The sequence below is a fragment of the Pseudomonas sp. Ant30-3 genome (assembly GCF_000690905.1).
Classification (GTDB): domain Bacteria; phylum Pseudomonadota; class Gammaproteobacteria; order Pseudomonadales; family Pseudomonadaceae; genus Aquipseudomonas.
The window spans coordinates 1-18,745 of sequence record NZ_JMCL01000114.1 but is presented as its reverse complement, the minus strand read 5'-3'; the positions used below and the strand labels follow the sequence as shown (position 1 = coordinate 18,745).

Genomic DNA, 18,745 nt, shown 5'->3' with positions numbered 1-18,745 from the left:
CGTTGCGGTCTGAACCACGTGACGGCGCTCCCGTACTGGCGGCTTTCCAGTTTCTATCTGTTCTACTTCGCCTTGCTCGGCTCGACGGCGCCGTTCCTCGCGCTGTACTTCGACCACTTGGGCTTTTCCGCCGCGCGTATTGGCGAACTGGTGGCGATCCCGATGCTGATGCGTTGCGTGGCCCCGAACATCTGGGGCTGGCTCGGCGATTACACGGGCCGGCGCCTCGCTATTGTCCGTTTTGGCGCGGTGTGCACGCTGCTTACGTTCTGTTTGATCTTCGTCAGCCAGACCTACGCCTGGCTGGCGATGGTCATGGCCTTGCATGCCTTCTTCTGGCACGCGGTATTGCCGCAGTTTGAAGTCATCACGCTGGCGCATTTGAAGGGCCAGACCCAGCGCTACAGCCAGATCCGGTTGTGGGGCTCGATTGGTTTCATCATCACTGTGGTTGCACTCGGCCGACTGTTCGAATGGCTCAGCCTCGACATCTACCCGGTCGCGCTGGTACTGATCATGGCCGGGATTGTGATCAGCAGCCTGTGGGTACCGAACGCCCAGCCGGTTCAGGGCGAGCGTTTGTCGGCAGGCGGTTTTCTCCAGCAATTGCGCGGTCCGGGTGTGCTGGCTTTTTACGGATGCGTGGCGCTGATGCAGGTCAGCCACGGCCCGTATTACACTTTTCTCACCTTGCACCTTGAGCAACTCGGTTACAGCCGTGGGTTGATCGGCATGCTCTGGGCGGTCGGCGTAGTCGCCGAAGTATTGATGTTTCTGGCGATGAGCAAGATTCTTGCGCGTTTCTCGGTGCGCCGGGTGCTGCTGGCGAGTTTTCTGCTGGCGGCGTTGCGCTGGTTGTTGCTCGGCTCGTTCGCCGAATTCATCTGGGTGCTGCTGTTTGCCCAGGTTCTGCATGCTGCAACGTTCGGCAGCTTTCACGCAGCTGCCATCCAGTTCGTGCAACGTAGCTTTGGCCCGCGTCAGCAAGGGCAGGGTCAGGCGTTGTATGCCGCACTCGCCGGTACCGGTGGCGCGCTCGGCGCATTGTATTCCGGCTACAGCTGGAACACCCTCGGTGCCAACTTCACGTTCAGTATCGCCAGTCTCGCAGCCCTCGCCGCTGCGATTATCATCGCCACACGTATGCAAGAGGACAGGCCATGAGCCTTACCCGTGAACACCTCGCCCAGGAAATCATCGACGCCGGGCGCTTTCTGTATGGTCGTGGCTGGTCGCCGGCCACCAGCAGCAATTATTCGGCGCGTCTGTCGCCGAGCGAAGCGTTGCTGACGGTGTCCGGCAAGCACAAAGGCCAGTTGGGGCCTGACGATGTGCTGGCCACCGACTTGTCCGGCAACAGCCTCGAGCCCGGCAAGAAACCATCAGCCGAAACACTGCTGCACACGCAGCTGTATAGCTGGCGCGCGGAGATCGGCGCGGTGTTGCACACCCATTCGGTGAATGCCACGGTGCTGTCCCGCCTGACGCCTGAAGATTTCATCGAGTTCGAAGATTATGAACTGCAGAAAGCTTTCAGCGGCGTTTCCACTCACGAGTCACGGGTGCGCGTGCCGATTTTCGACAACGATCAGGACATTGCACGCCTCGCCGCCAAGGTGCAGCCTTGGCTCGACGCCCATCCCGATTGCGTCGGCTACCTGATCCGCGGCCACGGCCTCTATACCTGGGGCGCGCGAATGAGCGATGCGTTGCGGCAGATCGAGGCCTTTGAATTTTTGTTCGAGTGCGAGTTGAAAACCCGTTCGCTTACTAACCATAAAGCTTGAACCGTAAGCCTGAACCTTTGAGGAGTTGCCCTGATGAGCAGCCTGTCCGTTTACCACGTCAGCAGCCCCGAACTGCCCAACAAGGTGCTGACCCATTTCGATGACATCGCCTCGACCCTGGCCGAGCAGGGCGTGCGTTTCGATCGCTGGCAAGCGGCGGCGAAAATTCAGCCGGGGGCCAGCCAGGAAGAAGTGATCGCCGCGTATCGGCAGCAGATCGATAAATTGATGACGGAGCGTGGCTACGTCACCGTCGACGTCATCAGCCTGAACAGCGATCACCCGCAAAAGGCCGAGCTGCGCGCCAAGTTCCTCGAAGAACACCGCCATGGCGAAGACGAAGTAAGATTTTTCGTCGCCGGTCGTGGGCTGTTCACCCTGCACATCGATGATTACGTGTACGCGGTGCTCTGCGAAAAGAACGACCTGATTTCGGTTCCGGCCGGGACGCCGCACTGGTTCGACATGGGCGAGCACCCGCATTTCATCGCGATCCGCCTGTTCAACAATCCAGACGGCTGGGTCGCCAATTTCACCGGCGAAGACATTGCCGGCCGCTTCCCGCGTCTTGAGGACTGAACCCATGCCGATCAAAGCGATTCTGACCGATATTGAAGGCACCACCAGTGCCGTGAGTTTTGTCTTCGACGTACTGTTTCCTTATGCCGCGAGTCATCTGCCGGCGTTCGTTCGCGAGCATGCCGACCGTGGCGATGTGGCCGAGCAACTGGACGCAGTGCGCCGGGACAGTAGTGAACCGGACGCTGACGTCGAGCGGGTGCTGGAGATTCTTCTGGGATGGATCGCCGAAGACCGCAAGGCGACACCGTTAAAAGCGTTGCAGGGCATGGTTTGGGAGCAGGGCTATCAGGCCGGTGAATTGAAGGGCCATGTTTACCCGGATGCGGTCGACGCGCTGAAGCGTTGGCATCAGACGGGGTACGCCATTTACGTCTATTCCTCGGGCTCGATTCAGGCACAAAAACTGATTTTCGGTTGCTCGGAAGCAGGGGATTTGTCGCCGCTGTTCAGCGGATACTTCGACACCACCTCCGGACCCAAGCGCGAAGCGCAGTCGTACGTACGCATCACTGAGGCGATCGGCCTGGACGCTTCGCAGATTCTGTTTTTGTCGGATATCGTCGAAGAGCTGGAGGCTGCGCGGCTGGCAGGAATGGCGACCTGCGGTCTGGCTCGTGAAGGAGGGGAACTGGCCGGCCATGTGACCGTGGAGAGTTTCGCGCGAATCGATCCGTCCATGTTCTAATCGCTGAAGCCAAAAACCTGTGGGAGCGAGCCTGCTCGCGATGCGCCATTTCATCCGACAATTCAGCTGACTGACCCACCGCCACCGCCACCGCGAGCAAGCTTGCTCTTACAAAAGCATGTTCGGGATCTGCAAAAACAACTCAGGCCGTGAAGCGAAAGCTTTCACGGCCTGTCTGTTTACGGCTCTTTATCTTTAGAGCGCAGTATTTACAGCGAGTGATACGTCGGCAGTGCGAAACGTTGCTGGCTCTGCAGCATCGAAATTTGCGGCAGTTCGCTTGCTTGTTCGGCCAGATCACGACGGATCGCGCTGATTACCCACGACAGTTGGTCGCCAGCGTGTAATTGCTGGTAGGAAATCGAGCGCTTGAACACGCGGCCTTCGGTGCTGCGCAGTGTCAGCAGAATGCCACCGTCAGGACGAGGCTGGGTGTTCACGTCGAAGTTGGAGAAGAGGGACGAAAATTTTTCTTGAATCAGGCTCATGTCTTTCGGCTCCGTTTATACATGATTGGCAAGCATGTAGAGGTAGTTGCAGCCTTTGTGCCAGTCATGGAGCTTTAAAATTATTCTTTTAAATCAATAGCTTAAAATTTTGATCAATTTTCACCTTCGTGCAATCTGCATGAACGGCCATCGTGCATCCTGCATTTTGAGAGATGTGCACCGCTCCCACGGAACCAAATCCACCACAGACACTCGCGACCACCTTCGGATACAAAACATTGCAAAAACCGCGTGTACACCTTCCAAAGCGCTGACGTATTTTCGGGGTCAAGCCAATGCCGCCCGACAATAAGAAGATCCAACGGGAGCAACCATGAGTCGCACGTCAGACCTCATTACCTGGAGCATGATGCTCCGCAAGCTGCCCGCCATCGCCCAGGCCATTCCGCGCGTGGTCAAGGGCATGAAAGCTGCCAATGTTACGGATCCGACCCAAGTGTGTGGTCTGGGCTGGAGCTTTGAACAAGCCACCTTGCGCAATCCCGAAGGCCCGGCGTTGTTGCAAGACGACAGGGCGCTGACCTACTCGCAAGTCAATCAGTGGGCCAATCGCATCGCTCATCACCTGATCGCGCAAGGTATTCGCAAAGGTGATGTGGTGGCGGTATTCATCGAAAACCGCCCCGAGCTGCTGGTGACGATTCTCGCGTTGGCCAAGACCGGGGCGATCAGCGCATTGCTTAATACATCGCAATCCCGCGATCCGCTGGTTCACAGTCTGAATCTGGTAGCGCCGGCGGCGATCATTGTCGGCGAAGAACTGCTGCCGGCGTTTTCCGCCGTCCGCGAGCGAGTGGCGATCGAGGCTGCGCGAACCTGGTACGTCGCGGATCAGCCCACCGACCGCCAGCCGGGCATTGCGCCCGATGGCTTCGTCAACCTGATGAGCGCGTCCGTCGATTGTTGTACGGACAATCCGCTCAGCAGTGCGCAGGTTTTTTTCGACGATCCGTGTTTTTACATTTACACCTCGGGCACGACCGGGTTGCCCAAGGCCGGGGTGTTCAAGCACGGCCGCTGGATGCGCAGCTCCGCGAGCTTCGGCATGATCGCGCTGGATATGCAGCCTGACGACGTCGTCTATTGCACCTTGCCGCTGTACCACGCCACCGGACTCTGCGTGTGCTGGGGATCGGCAATCAGTGGCGCTTCCGGGTTTGCAATCCGCCGCAAATTCAGCGCCAGTCAGTTCTGGAGCGACGTACGCCAGTACCGCGCCACCACCCTCGGTTATGTCGGTGAACTGTGTCGCTACCTCGTCGATCAGCCGCCCGGCAGGCATGACCGCGAGCACGGCGTGACCAAAATGATCGGCAATGGCCTGCGCCCCGGCGCATGGGATGCCTTCAAGACGCGCTTCGGCGTGCAGCACATCTGCGAGCTGTATGCCGCCAGCGACGGCAACATCGGTTTCACCAACGTGCTCAACTTCGACAACACCGTTGGATTTTCCCTGATGGCTTGGGAGCTGGCAGCGTACGACCACGACAGTGGCGCGCCAATCCGTCAGGCCGACGGCTTCATGCGCAAAGTGAGCAAAGGCGAGCAGGGGTTGTTGCTCGCGCGAATCGACGACAAAGCGCCGCTGGACGGTTACACCGATCCGCGGAAAACCGAGAAAGTCGTACTGCACGATGTGTTTGCCAAAGGCGATCGATACTTCAATACCGGTGACTTGCTGCGCAACATCGGTTTCGGTCACGCACAATTTGTTGATCGTCTTGGCGATACCTTCCGCTGGAAAGGCGAAAACGTCTCGACCACCGAAGTCGAGAACATCCTCCTGCTGCATCCCAATATCTCCGAAGCCGTGGCCTACGGGGTGGAGATCTGCAACACCAATGGACGTGCAGGGATGGCGGCCATTACACCTGCCGAATCATTGGCGACCCTGGATTTTACGGAGTTGCTGGCCTTCGTCCGCGAGCAGTTGCCGGCGTATGCTGTGCCGTTGTTCTTGCGGGTGAAAGTGAAAATGGAAACCACCGGGACGTTCAAATACCAGAAGACCCGGCTCAAGGATGAGGCGTTCGACCCGGACAAGACCGGCGACGATCCGGTCTATGCATGGCTTCCGGGAACCGACACCTATGTGCAGGTGACCAAGCCATTGGCGGCGCAGATCAGCGATGGTCAGTACCGCTATTGAATGTCGCTATCGCGATCCGTCAGAAAAAAGAAGTGACAGTCCCGGGAGCCCTCGGGACACTGTCGGTTTTGCGAATAATTGAAAGTGGAGCCCCCGATGTCAGAACAAAGCCGCCAGATGACCCCCGAAGAAGCCGCTGAATTTGCCGAGCAGGTATTCAACAAGGCGCGTGAGGGCGATGCGGCCATGATGGCTGCGCTGCTCAGCAAAGGCTTGCCGCCGAACTTGCGCAACCATAAGGGCGACACCTTGCTGATGCTGGCCGCGTACCACGGCCATGTCGAAACCGTAAAAGTGCTGCTGGAACACAAGGCCGACCCGGAGATCCGCAACGACAACGGTCAAAGCCCGATTGCCGGCGCCGCGTTCAAGGGTGACCTGGCGACCGTCACGGCGTTGGTCGAAGCTGGTGCGCAGGTGCAAGGCTCGTCTTTCGATGGTCGCACTCCGCTGATGATGGCGGCGATGTTCAACCGCGTCGAGATCGTTGACTACCTGATCAGCAAGGGTGCCGATCCCAAGGCCAAGGACACCAACGGCGCCTCCGCGCTGGACGCCGCAAAAACCATGGGCGCAGTCGACACCACCGCCCAGCTGGAAAAGCTGCTGGCCTGATTCGACACTTGTAGCAGCTGTCGAGCCTGCGAGGCTGCGTCCGGCGGCGAAGCCGTCGTAAAATCTGAGCACGCGGTTTGCCTGACAGACCGGGTAGTCCGAAGTTACGACGGCTGCGCCGCCGGACGCAGCCTCGCAAGCTCGGCAGCTGCTACAGACGCAGCCTCGCAGGCTCGACAGCTGCTACAGATTCAGTACACCCAGACTTCGACGCGCCGATTCTTGATCCGGCCGTCATCCGCGTTGTTTGTCGCCACTGGCATCTCGGCGCCAAACCCGCGAATCTCGCGGAATACCACGCCGCTTTTTACCAGCTCCCTACGTACTGCCATCGCGCGTAATTTGGACAGCAGATCGGCCCGCGCCGGGTCGCTTTTGGCATCGCCGAAGCCTACCAATGTTACTCGCCGATCGGTCTTGTCGTGCTGTTTCAGGTAGTCGAACACCCGCGACAAATCCTGACGCGCCTTGTTGTCCAGCGTTGCGCTGCCTTCCTCGAACCGGAAATTCACCGTTAAACGCTGTGCGTGTCGGCTGAGCGCCTGATAGGCCTCGGGCATCAACGCGTTGGGGGTGACGCTCATGGCCTGCACGGTCTGCGCGATAAAACCATTGGCGGCAACGATGGCCTGGCCCTCGCTGCTCTGGGCAAAGGCCACCAGCGCCTGAGCCCAAGGATTGTCGCCACGCGGCGGCAGATACAGGAACAGGCGCCTCGACAGCGGATAATCTTCTGTGGCGATGAGGCTGCTGTGCGGCAACATCGCCTGGGAGCGACCGTCAGTGATCGCCAAAGCTTTGGCCTGGCGCACATAAGGCAGGCCGATGAAGCCGATGCCTTGCGGATCGCGACTGACCGCATCGGATAATTGCTCGCTGGATTCGAAACGCCTTGCAGCATCACTCAGGGTTTTCCCGCGGCGGCTGAGGACAATTTCCTTGAACGTGTCGAACGTCCCTGACTGGTCATCCCGTGCGTACACGTGAATCGTCCCGCCGCTGCCGCCGACGTCTTCCCAGGTTCTCGCCTCGCCACTGAAAATCCGCGCCAGTTGCTCGGTGTCCAGTTGAGTGAGCGGGTTTTGCGGATGGAGGATGATCGCCAGGCCATCAATGGCGATGACTTGCTCGGCGCCCGCAGATTTCAGATCGCCGAGGGATTGCAGCGCCGCGATCTCGCTGTCCTTGACAGGTCGCGAGGAGGCGGCGAGATCGGCAGTGGCATTTTTCAGCGCGGTGAAACCGGTGCTGGAACCGTGGGCGGCGATTTGCACGACAGCGCGTTGACCCTCGGCGGTTTGACCGACCACGCGCAATTCGTTGGCCTGATCCGACACCTCGCGACGCACCTTGAGCAAACCTTGCTCGCGCATCAGGCCTTCGACCAGCGCCGGGCCGAGTGCCGCGCCGATGGTGTTGGAGCCCTGAATGCGCAGCACGACGCCTTGATGGGTGATCGGTAAATCGGCGGCGAATGCCGTCGAGGGCAGGCCTGCGCAGAGCAACCACAGGAAAAACACGCGCAGGGTCATGCCGGCACCTTATCAAGCCAGGAAAGTGCGGGGAGATTAAGTCAGAGAGATGTCGGAAAGATGACAGATCAAAAGATCGTCCCCGTTCGGACGATCTTTTGCTTGTTCAGCTCAACTCAAGCCAGATCGGCGCATGGTCCGAAGGTTTTTCCATGCCGCGCAACTCATAATCGACACCGGCATCCTTGACCCGCGGCAGCAGGCCGTGGGAGGCCATGATCACATCAATGCGCAGGCCACGCTTGGGCTCATCTTCAAAACCGCGGCTGCGGTAATCGAACCAGCTGAAACGGTCGGCGACGTCCGGGTTCAAGTGGCGGAAGCTGTCGACCAGACCCCAGTTCTTCAAGCGCGCCATCCACTCGCGCTCTTCCGGCAGGAAGCTGCACTTGCCGGTTTTCAGCCAGCGCTTCATGTTGTCCGCGCCAATACCGATGTCGCAGTCTTCCGGAGAAATGTTGACGTCACCCATCACCACCACGGGTTGATCGTTGCTGAACTGGCTTTCCAACAGTTGCTGCAGGTCGCCGTAGAACTTTTGCTTGGCCGGGAATTTGGTCGGGTGATCGCGGCTTTCGCCCTGTGGGAAATAGCCGTTCATGATGGTCACCGGCACGCCGTTGGCGTCGGCGAAAGTGCCCCAGATGAAGCGGCGCTGAGCATCTTCTTCATCGGTGGCAAAGCCTTTGTGCAACGCCAGCGGTTCCTTGCGCGACATCAGCGCAACGCCGTAGTGACCTTTCTGGCCATGGAAATACACGTGATAACCGAGGGCCTGAACTTCGGCCAGCGGGAACTGGTCGTCGTGGACCTTGGTTTCCTGCAGGCCGATCACGTCGGGTTGATGCTTATCAATCAGCGCCGCCAGCTGATGCGGGCGAGCACGCAGCCCGTTGATGTTGAAGGAGACGATCTTCATGGTCGGCAGTCCTTGGAAAAAGGGCGATGCTAGCCGACCTGTGAGAATGGGGCCAGTGTTGGGAGGGAGGAATTACCTCGGGCGGATTTGTGCTGCCTGTACTGGCCCCTTCGCGAGCAGGCTCGCTCCCACAGTGATGGGTGTCGAACACAAAATCTATGAACACTGACATTCCTGTGGGAGCAAGGCTTGCCCGCGATGAGGCCAGTACAGTCGATGAAGATCCAGCGGTGGTCTATACCTGTGGGGAACTGTCCCGGTCCGCACAGGCTCGTACAACAAGAGCGCAGTCATTTGAGCTGCGCCAGGGGAGATCTACCGTTATGCCCGAAACTTCGACTGCCATCGCCGATATCCACATGCTCGACAGCGGCTATTCCCGCGAAGCCCGCTCGTTGCTTTACCAGGCCTACCGCCATGAACCGACGTTCGCGTTTCTGTTTGAAGCCGAACGCCCCGGTTACGAGCAGCGGGTTCGCGCGACGGTACGTGAGCTGGTCAAACAGCACTTCCTGCAGGACTTGCCGGCCATCGGCCTGCTGGTCAACGACCGTTTGATCGGCATCGCCCTGATCGCGCCGCCGCAACGTCGCCTCGGCGTTACCGAGAGTTGGGCGTGGCGCTTGCGCATGGTGCTCAGCACTGGTTTCCGCTGCACGCGGCGTTATCTGGAATATCACGCTGCGGTGATGGCGTGCGTGCCGTCCGACTCGGTGCACCTGCTGCCTTTGCTGGGGATTCACCCGCAATTTCAGGGTCAGCATTTCGGCGAGCAATTGTTGAAAGCGGTGCATAACTGGTGCGCGGTGGATGAGCATTCCCAAGGTGTGGTGCTCGATACGGGGAATCCTCGTTATCTGGAGTTCTATAAGCGTCAGGGTTATGAGGAAATCGGCGAGGTGGCTGTCGGACCTGTCCGCGAACATGTGTTTTTCCACGCCAACCCTCAAGTGCTGCAAACCGCTGGCGCCTAAAGGTCGAACTTTTCCTTACGAACCGGGCTCTATCACGCTCCCGAGCTCGTGATAGCATCCGCCTATGAAGTTTCCAGCAAGATTTACCAGCGGCGTGCTGATGCTGATCACCAGCTGTGCGGCGCTGGCGCAAAGTGAATTGGATGTACGGATCAAACCGTCCAACGATGAACTCAAGGCCAATATAGAGGGCTATATCGGCAGCCTCGGCGATCGCGACGAAGAGGCCTTGCTGCGCTTCAGCCGTGGCGCTGAAGAGCAGGCACGCAAAGCCGCACAGGCCTTGGGTTACTACCAGCCGCAGATCGACAGCAACGTGACCGGCGGCAAGACACCGCACCTGATCCTGAACATCATCCCCGGCGAGCCGGTGCATCTGCGCACTGTCACCCTGCGCGTCGATGGCCCTGCTGCCAGCCTCAAATCCTTTCGTTTACCCAAAAGTGCTGCGCTGCAAACCGGTGCCGTGCTCAACCATGGCCAATACGAAGACGCCAAGCGCCTCATCCAGAATCAAGCCTCGCGCTACGGCTTTTTCAGCGGACGTTTCACAAGCCAGAAACTGGCGGTCGACCCGCGCGCCGGTGTGGCCGATATCGATCTGGTTTACGACAGTGGTCCGCGTTATGCCCTGGGCAACGTCAGTTTTGAAGGCGACACGCCGTTTGATGAAGACCTGCTGCAACGCATGGTGCCGTTCAAGGCCGGCGCGCCCTACGACTCCGAACTGATCGCCGAACTCAGTCAGGCGCTGCAATCGAGCGGCTATTTCGAAGGCGTGCGCGTCGACGCTGCGCCCACTGCGTCAAAGCAGAACGTAATCCCGGTCGACGTCAAACTCGAGACCCGCAAGCCACGCACCATGGGGCTGGGTGTCGGCTACTCGACCGACGTCGGCCCACGGGTCAAAGCCAACTGGACACGCCACTGGGTCAACCCGCAGGGCCACAGCTACGGCTGGGAAACCGAGATATCCGCGCCACGGCAAAACGTCGGCCTGTTTTACGACATTCCGCTCGACCCGCCGCTGACCGACAAACTGCGCTTTGCCGGCGGCTATCAGAGCGAAGAAATTGCCGACGACGACAGCCTCAGCAAACTGCTGACGCTCGGCCCGGAATGGCACAGCAAATTGCCCAGCGGCTGGCAGCGCGTGGTTTCGCTGAAGTGGCAGCGCGAGGAGTATCGCCTCGGTGATGATTCCGGGTTGAGCACGTTGCTGATGCCCGGCGTCAGTTATTCCTACCTGAAGAGCGACAACCGTATCGACCCGCAAAATGGCTACCGTCTGCAGTTCGAAACCAAAGTGGCCAAGGAAGGACTGGGCTCCGACACCAATCTGTTATACGGCACCGCGCTGGTGAAAGGCCTGACAACCGTGTTCGATAAACACCGTTTGCTCGGTCGGGTGCAGGTCGGCGGCAGTGCCACCAACGGCTACAAATCAGTGCCGCCGTCGCTGCGTTTCTTTGCCGGTGGCGACCAGAGCGTGCGCGGCTACGATTACCAGAGCCTGTCGCCGGAGAACTCCGACGGCGACCGCATCGGGGGTCGCTACATGATTGCCGGCAGCGTCGAGTATCAGTATTCGGTGGCCGAGAAGTGGCGGATCGCGACGTTTGTCGATCAGGGCAATTCATTCAATTCGCTCGACTTGCCAGACCTCAAGACCGGCGTCGGTGTCGGCGTGCGCTGGGTCTCACCCGTGGGGCCGATTCGCCTCGACCTGGCCCATGCGCTGGACGACGACGGCGGCATTCGGCTGCACTTTTCCATGGGGCCTGAGCTGTGACGCGTGGTTTGAAGATAACGCTGCTGGCGATTTTTACGTTGCTGATGCTGATCGTCCTGACGCTGGCGACGTTGCTCGGCACCGCAACCGGCAGTCGCTGGGCGCTGGGTTGGGTGCCGGGGCTGAGCGTCGACAATTTTCAGGGGCGGCTCGGCGGGCAGTGGAGCGCCGATCACCTGGTGTGGCAGCAGGACAGCAGTCGGGTTGAACTGAGCAAAGCGATTTTCGCCTGGTCGCCCTCGTGCCTGCTGCGCATGACCCTGTGCATCGAGCAATTGAAAGCCGGTCAGATCAGTCTGCAATTGCCGCCGGGCCCGGAAGACGAAAACAGCGGACCGATCACGTTGCCGGACTTGAAGTTGCCCTTGGCGCTGGAACTGGGCGACGTTCAGATCGGCAGTCTGATGTTCAACGGCAGCGAAGAGCTGAAAGGGCTGCAGCTGGCGGCGCACTGGACCGAGCAGGGTTTGCAGATCGATTCGGTGCAGTTGCAGCGCGATGAGCTGAGTCTCAATCTGTCCGGTTTGCTGCAGCCGTCGGGCGACTGGCCGTTGAAGGCCGAGGGCAACCTGACGTTGCCGGCGCCGCAGCCGTGGGCACTGAAACTGAAAGTGGATGGCAATCTGCTGAAAACCCTCAACCTGGTCGCCGACAGCAGCGGTTATCTCAATGGGCAATTGACCGGCGAATTGCAGCCCCTGGTGGAAAACCTGCCCGCCAAGGTGCGCATCACCGCCAATGGCTTCAAACCTTCTGCGGATTTGCCCGACACCCTGCAACTCAATAATGTGGAACTCACCGGCGATGGCGACCTGAAAAAAGGTTACCAACTGCAGGGCACCGCCACGCTGCCAGGGGAAAAAGGGCCGATCGCGTTGTTGTTGCAAGGCAAAGTCGACGCCAGCGGCGCGCAAATCGCCGGCCTTGACCTGAGCGCCAGCGACAAGCAAAACCTCAAGCTCAGCGGCGCTGTCGACTGGAGCAAAGGCCTCAGCGCAACGGCGAAAATCGACTGGCTGGACTTTCCTTGGCACAGTCTCTATCCGCTGATCGACGAACCGGCCGTGGCACTGCGCAGTTTCAATGGTGAAGTCTCTTACACCGACGGCAATTACCTCGGCAACTTCAAGGCGGCGCTGGATGGCCCGGCCGGGGCGTTCAGCCTGACCAGCCCGTTTGCCGGCGACCTGACCAAAATCCATTTGCAACAATTGCAGTTGGTGGCCGGCCAAGGCAAAGCCGATGGGCACCTGAACCTGCAATTTGCCGATGGCATTGCCTGGGACACCGCGCTCGATTTGTCGGCGATCGACCCGGCGTATTGGGTGGCGGAATTGCCCGGCACCCTGGCTGGGCCGCTGCGCAGCAAAGGCGAGCTGAAAAACGACAAACTCAGCCTGAACGCAGACCTGGATTTGAAGGGCAAACTGCGCGGCCAGCCGGCGGTGATTCAGGCCAAGGCCGATGGCGGCGGTGAGCAGTGGACGCTCAGCGCCTTGCAGATTCGTCTGGGTGACAACAGCATCACGGGTAAGGGCAGCCTGCAACAGAAGCTGGCCGGGCAGATTGACATCAAGCTCTCGCGCCTGGCCCAGCTCTGGCCGCAATTGCGCGGTCAGCTCAATGGTCGCGTCGATGTCGCCGGCACGCTCAAGGCGCCACAAGGCAAGCTCGCTTTGCAAGGCACCCAACTGGCTTTCGAAGACAAAAGCCTGCAACGCCTCAACCTCGACGCGACGCTCGACAGCGTGCAGCGGGCGAATATCGATCTGAAGGGCAGCGGCATTCAGGCCGGTGAAACTTCGCTGGGCACCCTGACCGCCAATGCCCAGGGCGATATCAAGAAGCAGAAGTTGAGCCTCGATTTGCTCGGGCCGAAATTGAAACTGGCGCTCGGCCTCGACGGTGCGCTGGATCAAGGCAACTGGCGCGGACGCTTGGCCAGTGGCGCTGTTCAGGCTGGCGGTCAGGACTGGAAATTGCAAAGTCCGGCGAAGCTTGAACGCCTGGCTGACGGCCAGATCAACCTCGGCGCGCATTGCTGGCTGTCCGGTGCGGCCAGTCTGTGCGGCCAGGACCAGCGCCTGATGCCGGAACCCAAACTGCGTTATCAGCTCAGGCAGTTCCCGATCGAAAGCCTGGCGCAGTGGATGCCCAAGGATCTCGCCTGGCAGGGCCGGCTGAATGCCGACCTGCAACTGGACCTGCCGGCCAGCGGCCCTAACGGCCAGATCAGCATCGACGCCAGCGGCGGTACGCTTCGCATGCGCGATAAAGGGCAGTGGCTGGATTTCCCGTACCAGACGCTGAAACTCACCAGCAAACTGACGCCAAAGCGTATCGACACCGACCTCAATTTTGTCGGCGGCAAACTCGGTGAGCTGATGGTTCAGGCACAAATCAATCCACTGCCGGCCGACAAGCCACTGAGCGGTTCCTTCCGTCTCAGCGGTCTGGATTTGTCAGTGGTGCGGCCGTTTGTGCCGATGGTGGAAACGCTGAACGGGCGCCTGAATGGCAGCGGCACATTGTCCGGCGGGCTGATGGCGCCGTTGGTCAACGGCAATCTGCTGCTCAGCGACGGCGAAGTGTCCGGCCCGGAATTGCCGATGGAACTGCGGGACTTGCAGGTGAGGGCGCAAATCGCCGGTGAAACCGTGCAGGTAAACGGTGGCTGGAAAAGTGGCAAGACCGGGCAGGGCAGCCTGTCCGGCGATATCGCCTGGGGTCAGGCGTTGGTGGTGGACCTGGCGCTCAAGGGCACACAGTTGCCGGTTACCGTTGAACCGTACGCCAAGCTGGAAGTGGCACCGGACCTGAAGATTTCGATGAAGGACGACAAACTGGCGATTGCCGGCAAGGTCCTGGTGCCGCGCGGCGACATCACGGTGCGCGAGTTGCCGCCGTCAACGGTCAAGGTCTCCGATGACACGGTGATCATTGGTGAGCAGACCGAAGAGGGCAAGCCACCGATGGCCATGTCGATGGACATCGACGTGGTGGTGGGCGACGACAAACTCAGTTTCAGCGGGTTCGGCCTGACCGCCAACCTGAAAGGGCGTGTGCACATCGGTGACAACATGGACACACGCGGCGAGCTGTGGCTCAACGATGGCCGTTATCGCGCCTACGGGCAGCGCTTGACGGTGCGGCGTGCGCGACTGCTGTTCGCCGGGCCGCTGGATCAGCCTTATCTGGACATCGAAGCGATCCGCCAGACCGACGATGTCATCGCTGGTATCCGCCTGAGCGGCAGCGCCGAACAGCCGACCACGCAGATCTTCTCCGAGCCGGCGATGAGTCAGGAGCAGGCGTTGTCGTATCTGGTGTTGGGGCGTCCGTTGAGCACCACCGGCGAGGACAACAACATGCTGGCTCAGGCCGCACTGGGCTTGGGTTTGATGGGCAGCTCGGGGGTCACCAGCAGCATGGCGAAGAACCTCGGTATCGAGGATTTCCAGCTCGACACCGAGGGCAGCGGCGACGAAACCAGCGTGGTCGCCAGCGGCAATATCTCCGAGAAACTCAGCCTGCGTTACGGCGTCGGCGTGTTCGAACCGGCCAACACGATTGCTTTGCGCTACAAACTGAGCAAAAAGGTCTACGTGGAAGCGGCCAGTGGCGTAGCGAGCTCGCTGGATATTTTTTACAAGCGGGATTTCTAAAGCCTGCCGAGCCCTCTGTGGTGAGGGGGCTTGCCCCCGTGGGGCCGCCAGCGACCCACTAATCTGCGACCTCGGTTATTTCCGAACCAGAAAAAAAGATGACTGCTGCGCAGCCAAACGGGGGTAAACCCCCTCGCCACAGGGTTTGTGATGCATCGTCTATCGACTAAATACCAAGCAGCCTAACTATTACATTGACATTCGCTGCCTAGGCAGTAACATCTCGTCACACACTCGCTGCCTAGGCAGCTAATTGGTGACCAGACGATGCATTTCACGCCCGACGATTTCAAGAATTGCCACCTCGGCCTGTTGCTCGGCCGCACCGCGCTGCTCAAAGACCGGATCATCGACACGCACATGGAACCGCATGGCATCACCGCCGCGCAGTTCAAAGTGTTGATCATCATGGCGCAGATGGGCGTCGATACCCCGGCCGAACTCTGCCGACACCTGTCGCTGGACAGCGGCTCGATGACCCGCATGCTGGACCGTCTGGAACAGAAAGGCTTCCTCGCCCGTCAGCGTTCCGAGGCGGATCGTCGCCAGGTTCGACTGGTGCTGACCGAGCAAGGTCAGCAGTTAATGGACCGTCTGCCGGAGATCGGCGCCGATGCGATGAATGAATTGGCCGGTGCCATCACCGCCGAAGAGTTGAAAACCCTCGAACACATCCTGCACAAAATCCTGGCAGCAGCCGGTGACTCGATCACCCTGCAGCGGATAGGTAAACCATGAACAGTAAAACCTTGCGCACCGGTTTCAGTCTGGTGCTGCTGGCCATGACGCTGGCCGGTTGTGCCAGCTATAGCGGCTTGAATACCGAAGGCGTCAGCCTCGATGCGAAAAACCTCAAAGCCGGGCAATCGCTCAGTGGCGTGACGTTAACGCCAGCGGCCTGGCCGAAAAGCGACTGGTGGAAAAACCTCGGTGACCCGCAACTCGATGGCCTGATCCGCGAAGCCTTGCGCGACAGCCCGGACATGCAGATCGCCGAAGCTCGCGCCCACCAGGCCAGTGCTGCCGCTTACGCCGCCGACGCCGAGCGCATGCCGACCCTCGACGCCAGCGCCGGCATCAGCCGTTCGCGTCTGGCCCGGGATCAAGACCCTAGCGGGCAGGGCGGCACGTATTCGACCTTGCGTAACCTCGGCGCCAGTTTCAATTACAACTTCGATCTCTGGGGTGGCCAGCGTGCCGCCTGGGAAGCTGCGCTCGGCCAGGCCCGCGCCGCTGAAGTCGATCAACAAGCCGCGCAGTTGACTCTGTCTGCCGATGTCGCCCGCGCTTACAGCGATCTCGGTCAGGCACACATTGTTTACGACCTGGCCAGCGAAGACCTCAAGCGCACTCGGCAGATGCTCGACCTGAGCAAACGTCGTCTGAGCGCCGGTATCGACAGCGAGTATCAGTTTCAGCAGACCGAAAGCCTGGAAGCCACGTCCCAAGCCAGTCTGATTGACGCCGAGAAACGCCTGCAAACGGCGAAAATCGCCTTGGCGGTCTTGCTCGGCAAAGGCCCGGATCGCGGTAACGAGATTGCCCGGCCGAAGATTCTTCAGGCCAGTGCCGTGGCATTGCCATCGGTGCTGCCCGCCGAACTGCTCGGTCGGCGGCCGGACCTGGTCGCTGCGCGCTGGCGGGTCGAGGCCGCGAGCAAGAATATCGATGCCGGCAAAACCCGCTTCTATCCCAACCTCAACCTGAGCGCTGCGGCCGGTGTCGAGTCGTTGCTGGGCGATGCGATGTTTGGTTCGGCCAGCCGCTTCTTCAATGTCGGGCCGACCATCTCGCTGCCGATTTTTGACGGCGGCCGTTTGCGCGCCGACCTCGATTCGCGCGATGCCGATTACGACCTCGCCGTGGCGCAGTACAACAAAAGTCTGGTGCGAGCCCTGGGTGATGTCAGCGACAGCATCAACCAGTTGCGCGACATCGGTCGACAGATCGGTGCGCAGCAGCACGCCACCGACATCGCCCAGAATTCTTACGACACCGTGGTGCAGCGTTATGGCTCCGGCATCGGCAATTACCTCGATGTGCTCAGCATCGAGCAGCAACTGCTCCAGGCCCAGCGTCAACTGGCCAACCTGAATGCCGAGCAGATCGACTTGTCGATCCAACTGATGCAGGCGCTGGGGGGCGGTTTCCAGAGTGAAACCCAGACCGCCGCTGATGCAAATCCGCCACACAGCACAACTCTTTCAAGGTAATTGTCATGGCCACTGCCGAAACAACTCCTGCTTCAAACAATCAAGCGTCTGACACAAGCAACCCGCGCAAACGCAAAATCATGCTCGTGGTGCTGGCAATCGTCGTGGTGCTCGCCGGCCTCGGCGTCTGGGCTTATCACGAGCTTTACGGGCGCTGGAATGAAAGCACCGACGATGCCTATGTGAACGGCAACGTGGTGGAAATCACTCCCCTGGTCACCGGCACCGTGGTCAGCATCGGCGCCGACGATGGCGACCTGGTGCATGAAGGCCAGGTGTTGATCAATTTCGACCCGAACGACGCGCAGGTCGGGCTGCAAAGTGCCCAGGCCAATCTGGCCCGCACCGTGCGCCAGGTGCGCGGTTTGTACAGCAACGTCGACGGGATGAAAGCCCAGGTCAACGCGCAACAGGCTGAAGTGCAAAAGGCGCAGGACAACTTCAACCGGCGCAAAAGCCTCGCCGCCGGTGGGGCGATTTCCCAGGAAGAACTGTCCCACGCTCGCGACGACCTGACCTCGGCGCAAAACGCTTTGGCCAACGCCCGTCAGCAACTGATGACCACGAGCGCGCTGGTCGACGACACGGTGGTTTCGTCGCACCCGGATGTGATGGCGGCCGCCGCGCAATTGCGTCAGGCCTACCTGACCAACGCGCGCAGCACCCTGATCGCGCCGGTTACCGGCTACGTCGCCAAACGCACCGTGCAACTCGGTCAGCGCGTGCAACCGGGCACGGCGCTGATGGCGGTGATTCCGCTGGATCAGTTGTGGATCGACGCCAACTTCAAGGAAACCCAGCTGCGCGACATGCGCATCGGTCAGCCGGTCGACATCGAGGCCGATCTGTACGGCAGCGACGTGAAATACAGCGGCACCATCGACAGCCTCGGCGCCGGTACCGGCAGTGCGTTTGCCCTGTTGCCCGCGCAGAACGCCACCGGCAACTGGATCAAGATCGTCCAGCGCGTGCCGGTGCGGATTCACATCAATGCTGAAGAGCTGGCAAAACATCCATTGCGCGTTGGCCTGTCGACGCAGGTCGATGTGAACCTGCACGACCAGAGCGGCCCGGTGCTGGCGCAACAGCCGCCGCAAAAAGCGTCGTTCAGCACCTCGGTGTATGACCGTCAACTGGCCGAGGCCGACGAGATGATCACCCGGTTGATCCATGAAAACAGTGCCACGGTCAATAAGACCGCGCGGCGCTGATCGCCATCACACCAATCCTGTGGGAGCGCGCATGTGTGGCGAGGGAGCTTGCGTGGTGAGCAGGGCTTTTGTGGCGAGGGAGCTTGCTCCCGCTGGGTCGCGAAGCGGCCCC

Annotated in this window: 15 protein-coding genes; 12 read left to right on the top strand and 3 right to left on the bottom strand. The window is 60.2% G+C overall.

Annotated elements, in window-relative coordinates; all coding sequences use genetic code 11:
• Positions 1 to 18: 18 nt before the first annotated feature.
• From DU29_RS0124990 to mtnC, 4 genes are read left to right on the top strand one after another with little or no spacing between them, the layout of a single operon-like run.
• Positions 19 to 1,164: an MFS transporter gene (locus tag DU29_RS0124990; protein ID WP_028624169.1), complete on the top strand. Its 1,146-nt coding sequence runs from the start codon at positions 19 to 21 to the stop codon at positions 1,162 to 1,164.
• The gene (locus tag DU29_RS0124985) at positions 1,161 to 1,787 is read left to right on the top strand and encodes a methylthioribulose 1-phosphate dehydratase (protein ID WP_028624168.1); all 627 of its coding nucleotides are present in this window, start codon (positions 1,161 to 1,163) and stop codon (positions 1,785 to 1,787) included. Before DU29_RS0124990 ends, DU29_RS0124985 begins: the two co-directional genes overlap by 4 nt.
• A 33-nt stretch (positions 1,788 to 1,820) precedes the next feature.
• Positions 1,821 to 2,366, top strand: coding sequence for a 1,2-dihydroxy-3-keto-5-methylthiopentene dioxygenase (locus DU29_RS0124980; RefSeq protein ID WP_028624167.1), 546 nt, complete (start codon positions 1,821 to 1,823; stop codon positions 2,364 to 2,366).
• 4 nt (positions 2,367 to 2,370) lie between these two features.
• Positions 2,371 to 3,054 carry an acireductone synthase gene (mtnC, locus tag DU29_RS0124975; RefSeq protein ID WP_028624166.1) on the top strand — a complete coding sequence of 228 codons (684 nt, stop codon included), beginning with the start codon at positions 2,371 to 2,373 and terminating at the stop codon, positions 3,052 to 3,054.
• A 209-nt stretch (positions 3,055 to 3,263) separates the two neighbouring features.
• Here the strand turns inward: mtnC and DU29_RS0124970 are convergent, their stop codons facing one another.
• Entirely contained in the window at positions 3,264 to 3,542 is a 279-nt protein-coding gene (locus DU29_RS0124970) for a DUF3509 domain-containing protein (RefSeq protein ID WP_028624165.1), read from the bottom strand.
• Between the two features lie 334 nt (positions 3,543 to 3,876).
• Here DU29_RS0124970 and DU29_RS0124965 point away from each other — a divergent pair, with 334 nt between their 5' ends.
• The gene (locus DU29_RS0124965) at positions 3,877 to 5,712 is read left to right on the top strand and encodes a long-chain-acyl-CoA synthetase (protein ID WP_028624164.1); all 1,836 of its coding nucleotides are present in this window, start codon (positions 3,877 to 3,879) and stop codon (positions 5,710 to 5,712) included.
• A 96-nt stretch (positions 5,713 to 5,808) separates the two neighbouring features.
• Positions 5,809 to 6,327: an ankyrin repeat domain-containing protein gene (locus DU29_RS0124960; RefSeq protein WP_028624163.1), complete on the top strand. Its 519-nt coding sequence runs from the start codon at positions 5,809 to 5,811 to the stop codon at positions 6,325 to 6,327.
• 191 nt (positions 6,328 to 6,518) lie between these two features.
• Here the strand turns inward: DU29_RS0124960 and DU29_RS0124955 are convergent, their stop codons facing one another.
• Together DU29_RS0124955 and xthA are read right to left on the bottom strand one after the other, a co-directional pair.
• Positions 6,519 to 7,859: a substrate-binding domain-containing protein gene (locus tag DU29_RS0124955; protein WP_028624162.1), complete on the bottom strand. Its 1,341-nt coding sequence runs from the start codon at positions 7,857 to 7,859 to the stop codon at positions 6,519 to 6,521.
• Positions 7,860 to 7,965: 106 nt separating this feature from the next.
• A complete protein-coding gene (gene xthA / locus DU29_RS0124950) occupies positions 7,966 to 8,778 on the bottom strand; it encodes an exodeoxyribonuclease III (protein WP_028624161.1) in 813 nt (270 codons plus the stop codon).
• A 323-nt stretch (positions 8,779 to 9,101) separates the two neighbouring features.
• Here xthA and DU29_RS0124945 point away from each other — a divergent pair, with 323 nt between their 5' ends.
• From DU29_RS0124945 to DU29_RS0124920, 6 genes are all read left to right on the top strand, one after another.
• On the top strand, positions 9,102 to 9,752 hold the full coding sequence (locus DU29_RS0124945; protein ID WP_028624160.1) for a GNAT family N-acetyltransferase: 651 nt from the start codon (positions 9,102 to 9,104) through the stop codon (positions 9,750 to 9,752).
• Between the two features lie 64 nt (positions 9,753 to 9,816).
• Entirely contained in the window at positions 9,817 to 11,544 is a 1,728-nt protein-coding gene (locus tag DU29_RS0124940) for an autotransporter assembly complex protein TamA (protein ID WP_028624159.1), read from the top strand.
• Positions 11,541 to 15,209: a translocation/assembly module TamB domain-containing protein gene (locus tag DU29_RS0124935; protein WP_028624158.1), complete on the top strand. Its 3,669-nt coding sequence runs from the start codon at positions 11,541 to 11,543 to the stop codon at positions 15,207 to 15,209. Before DU29_RS0124940 ends, DU29_RS0124935 begins: the two co-directional genes overlap by 4 nt.
• 267 nt (positions 15,210 to 15,476) lie before the next feature.
• Positions 15,477 to 15,947 (top strand): MarR family winged helix-turn-helix transcriptional regulator, encoded by a 471-nt coding sequence (locus tag DU29_RS0124930; protein ID WP_033050911.1) that lies wholly within the window; start codon positions 15,477 to 15,479, stop codon positions 15,945 to 15,947.
• Entirely contained in the window at positions 15,944 to 17,422 is a 1,479-nt protein-coding gene (locus DU29_RS0124925) for an efflux transporter outer membrane subunit (protein WP_028624156.1), read from the top strand. The genes DU29_RS0124930 and DU29_RS0124925 overlap by 4 nt, the downstream gene beginning before the upstream one ends.
• A gap of 5 nt (positions 17,423 to 17,427) precedes the next feature.
• Entirely contained in the window at positions 17,428 to 18,633 is a 1,206-nt protein-coding gene (locus DU29_RS0124920) for an HlyD family secretion protein (protein ID WP_028624155.1), read from the top strand.
• The last annotated feature ends 112 nt before the right edge of the window (positions 18,634 to 18,745 follow it).

What these genes read in the sequence shown, in the direction of transcription:
- DU29_RS0124955 (WP_028624162.1), bottom strand. Translation starts at nt 7,859, where the DNA reads ATGACCCTGCGCGTGTTTTTCCTGTGGTTGCTCTGCGCAGGCCTGCCC.
- DU29_RS0124985 (WP_028624168.1), top strand. Translation starts at nt 1,161, where the DNA reads ATGAGCCTTACCCGTGAACACCTCGCCCAGGAAATCATCGACGCCGGG.
- DU29_RS0124945 (WP_028624160.1), top strand. Translation starts at nt 9,102, where the DNA reads ATGCCCGAAACTTCGACTGCCATCGCCGATATCCACATGCTCGACAGC.
- DU29_RS0124930 (WP_033050911.1), top strand. Translation starts at nt 15,477, where the DNA reads ATGCATTTCACGCCCGACGATTTCAAGAATTGCCACCTCGGCCTGTTG.
- DU29_RS0124960 (WP_028624163.1), top strand. Translation starts at nt 5,809, where the DNA reads ATGTCAGAACAAAGCCGCCAGATGACCCCCGAAGAAGCCGCTGAATTT.
- DU29_RS0124920 (WP_028624155.1), top strand. Translation starts at nt 17,428, where the DNA reads ATGGCCACTGCCGAAACAACTCCTGCTTCAAACAATCAAGCGTCTGAC.
- xthA (WP_028624161.1), bottom strand. Translation starts at nt 8,778, where the DNA reads ATGAAGATCGTCTCCTTCAACATCAACGGGCTGCGTGCTCGCCCGCAT.
- DU29_RS0124970 (WP_028624165.1), bottom strand. Translation starts at nt 3,542, where the DNA reads ATGAGCCTGATTCAAGAAAAATTTTCGTCCCTCTTCTCCAACTTCGAC.
- DU29_RS0124980 (WP_028624167.1), top strand. Translation starts at nt 1,821, where the DNA reads ATGAGCAGCCTGTCCGTTTACCACGTCAGCAGCCCCGAACTGCCCAAC.
- DU29_RS0124925 (WP_028624156.1), top strand. Translation starts at nt 15,944, where the DNA reads ATGAACAGTAAAACCTTGCGCACCGGTTTCAGTCTGGTGCTGCTGGCC.
- DU29_RS0124965 (WP_028624164.1), top strand. Translation starts at nt 3,877, where the DNA reads ATGAGTCGCACGTCAGACCTCATTACCTGGAGCATGATGCTCCGCAAG.
- mtnC (WP_028624166.1), top strand. Translation starts at nt 2,371, where the DNA reads ATGCCGATCAAAGCGATTCTGACCGATATTGAAGGCACCACCAGTGCC.
- DU29_RS0124940 (WP_028624159.1), top strand. Translation starts at nt 9,817, where the DNA reads ATGAAGTTTCCAGCAAGATTTACCAGCGGCGTGCTGATGCTGATCACC.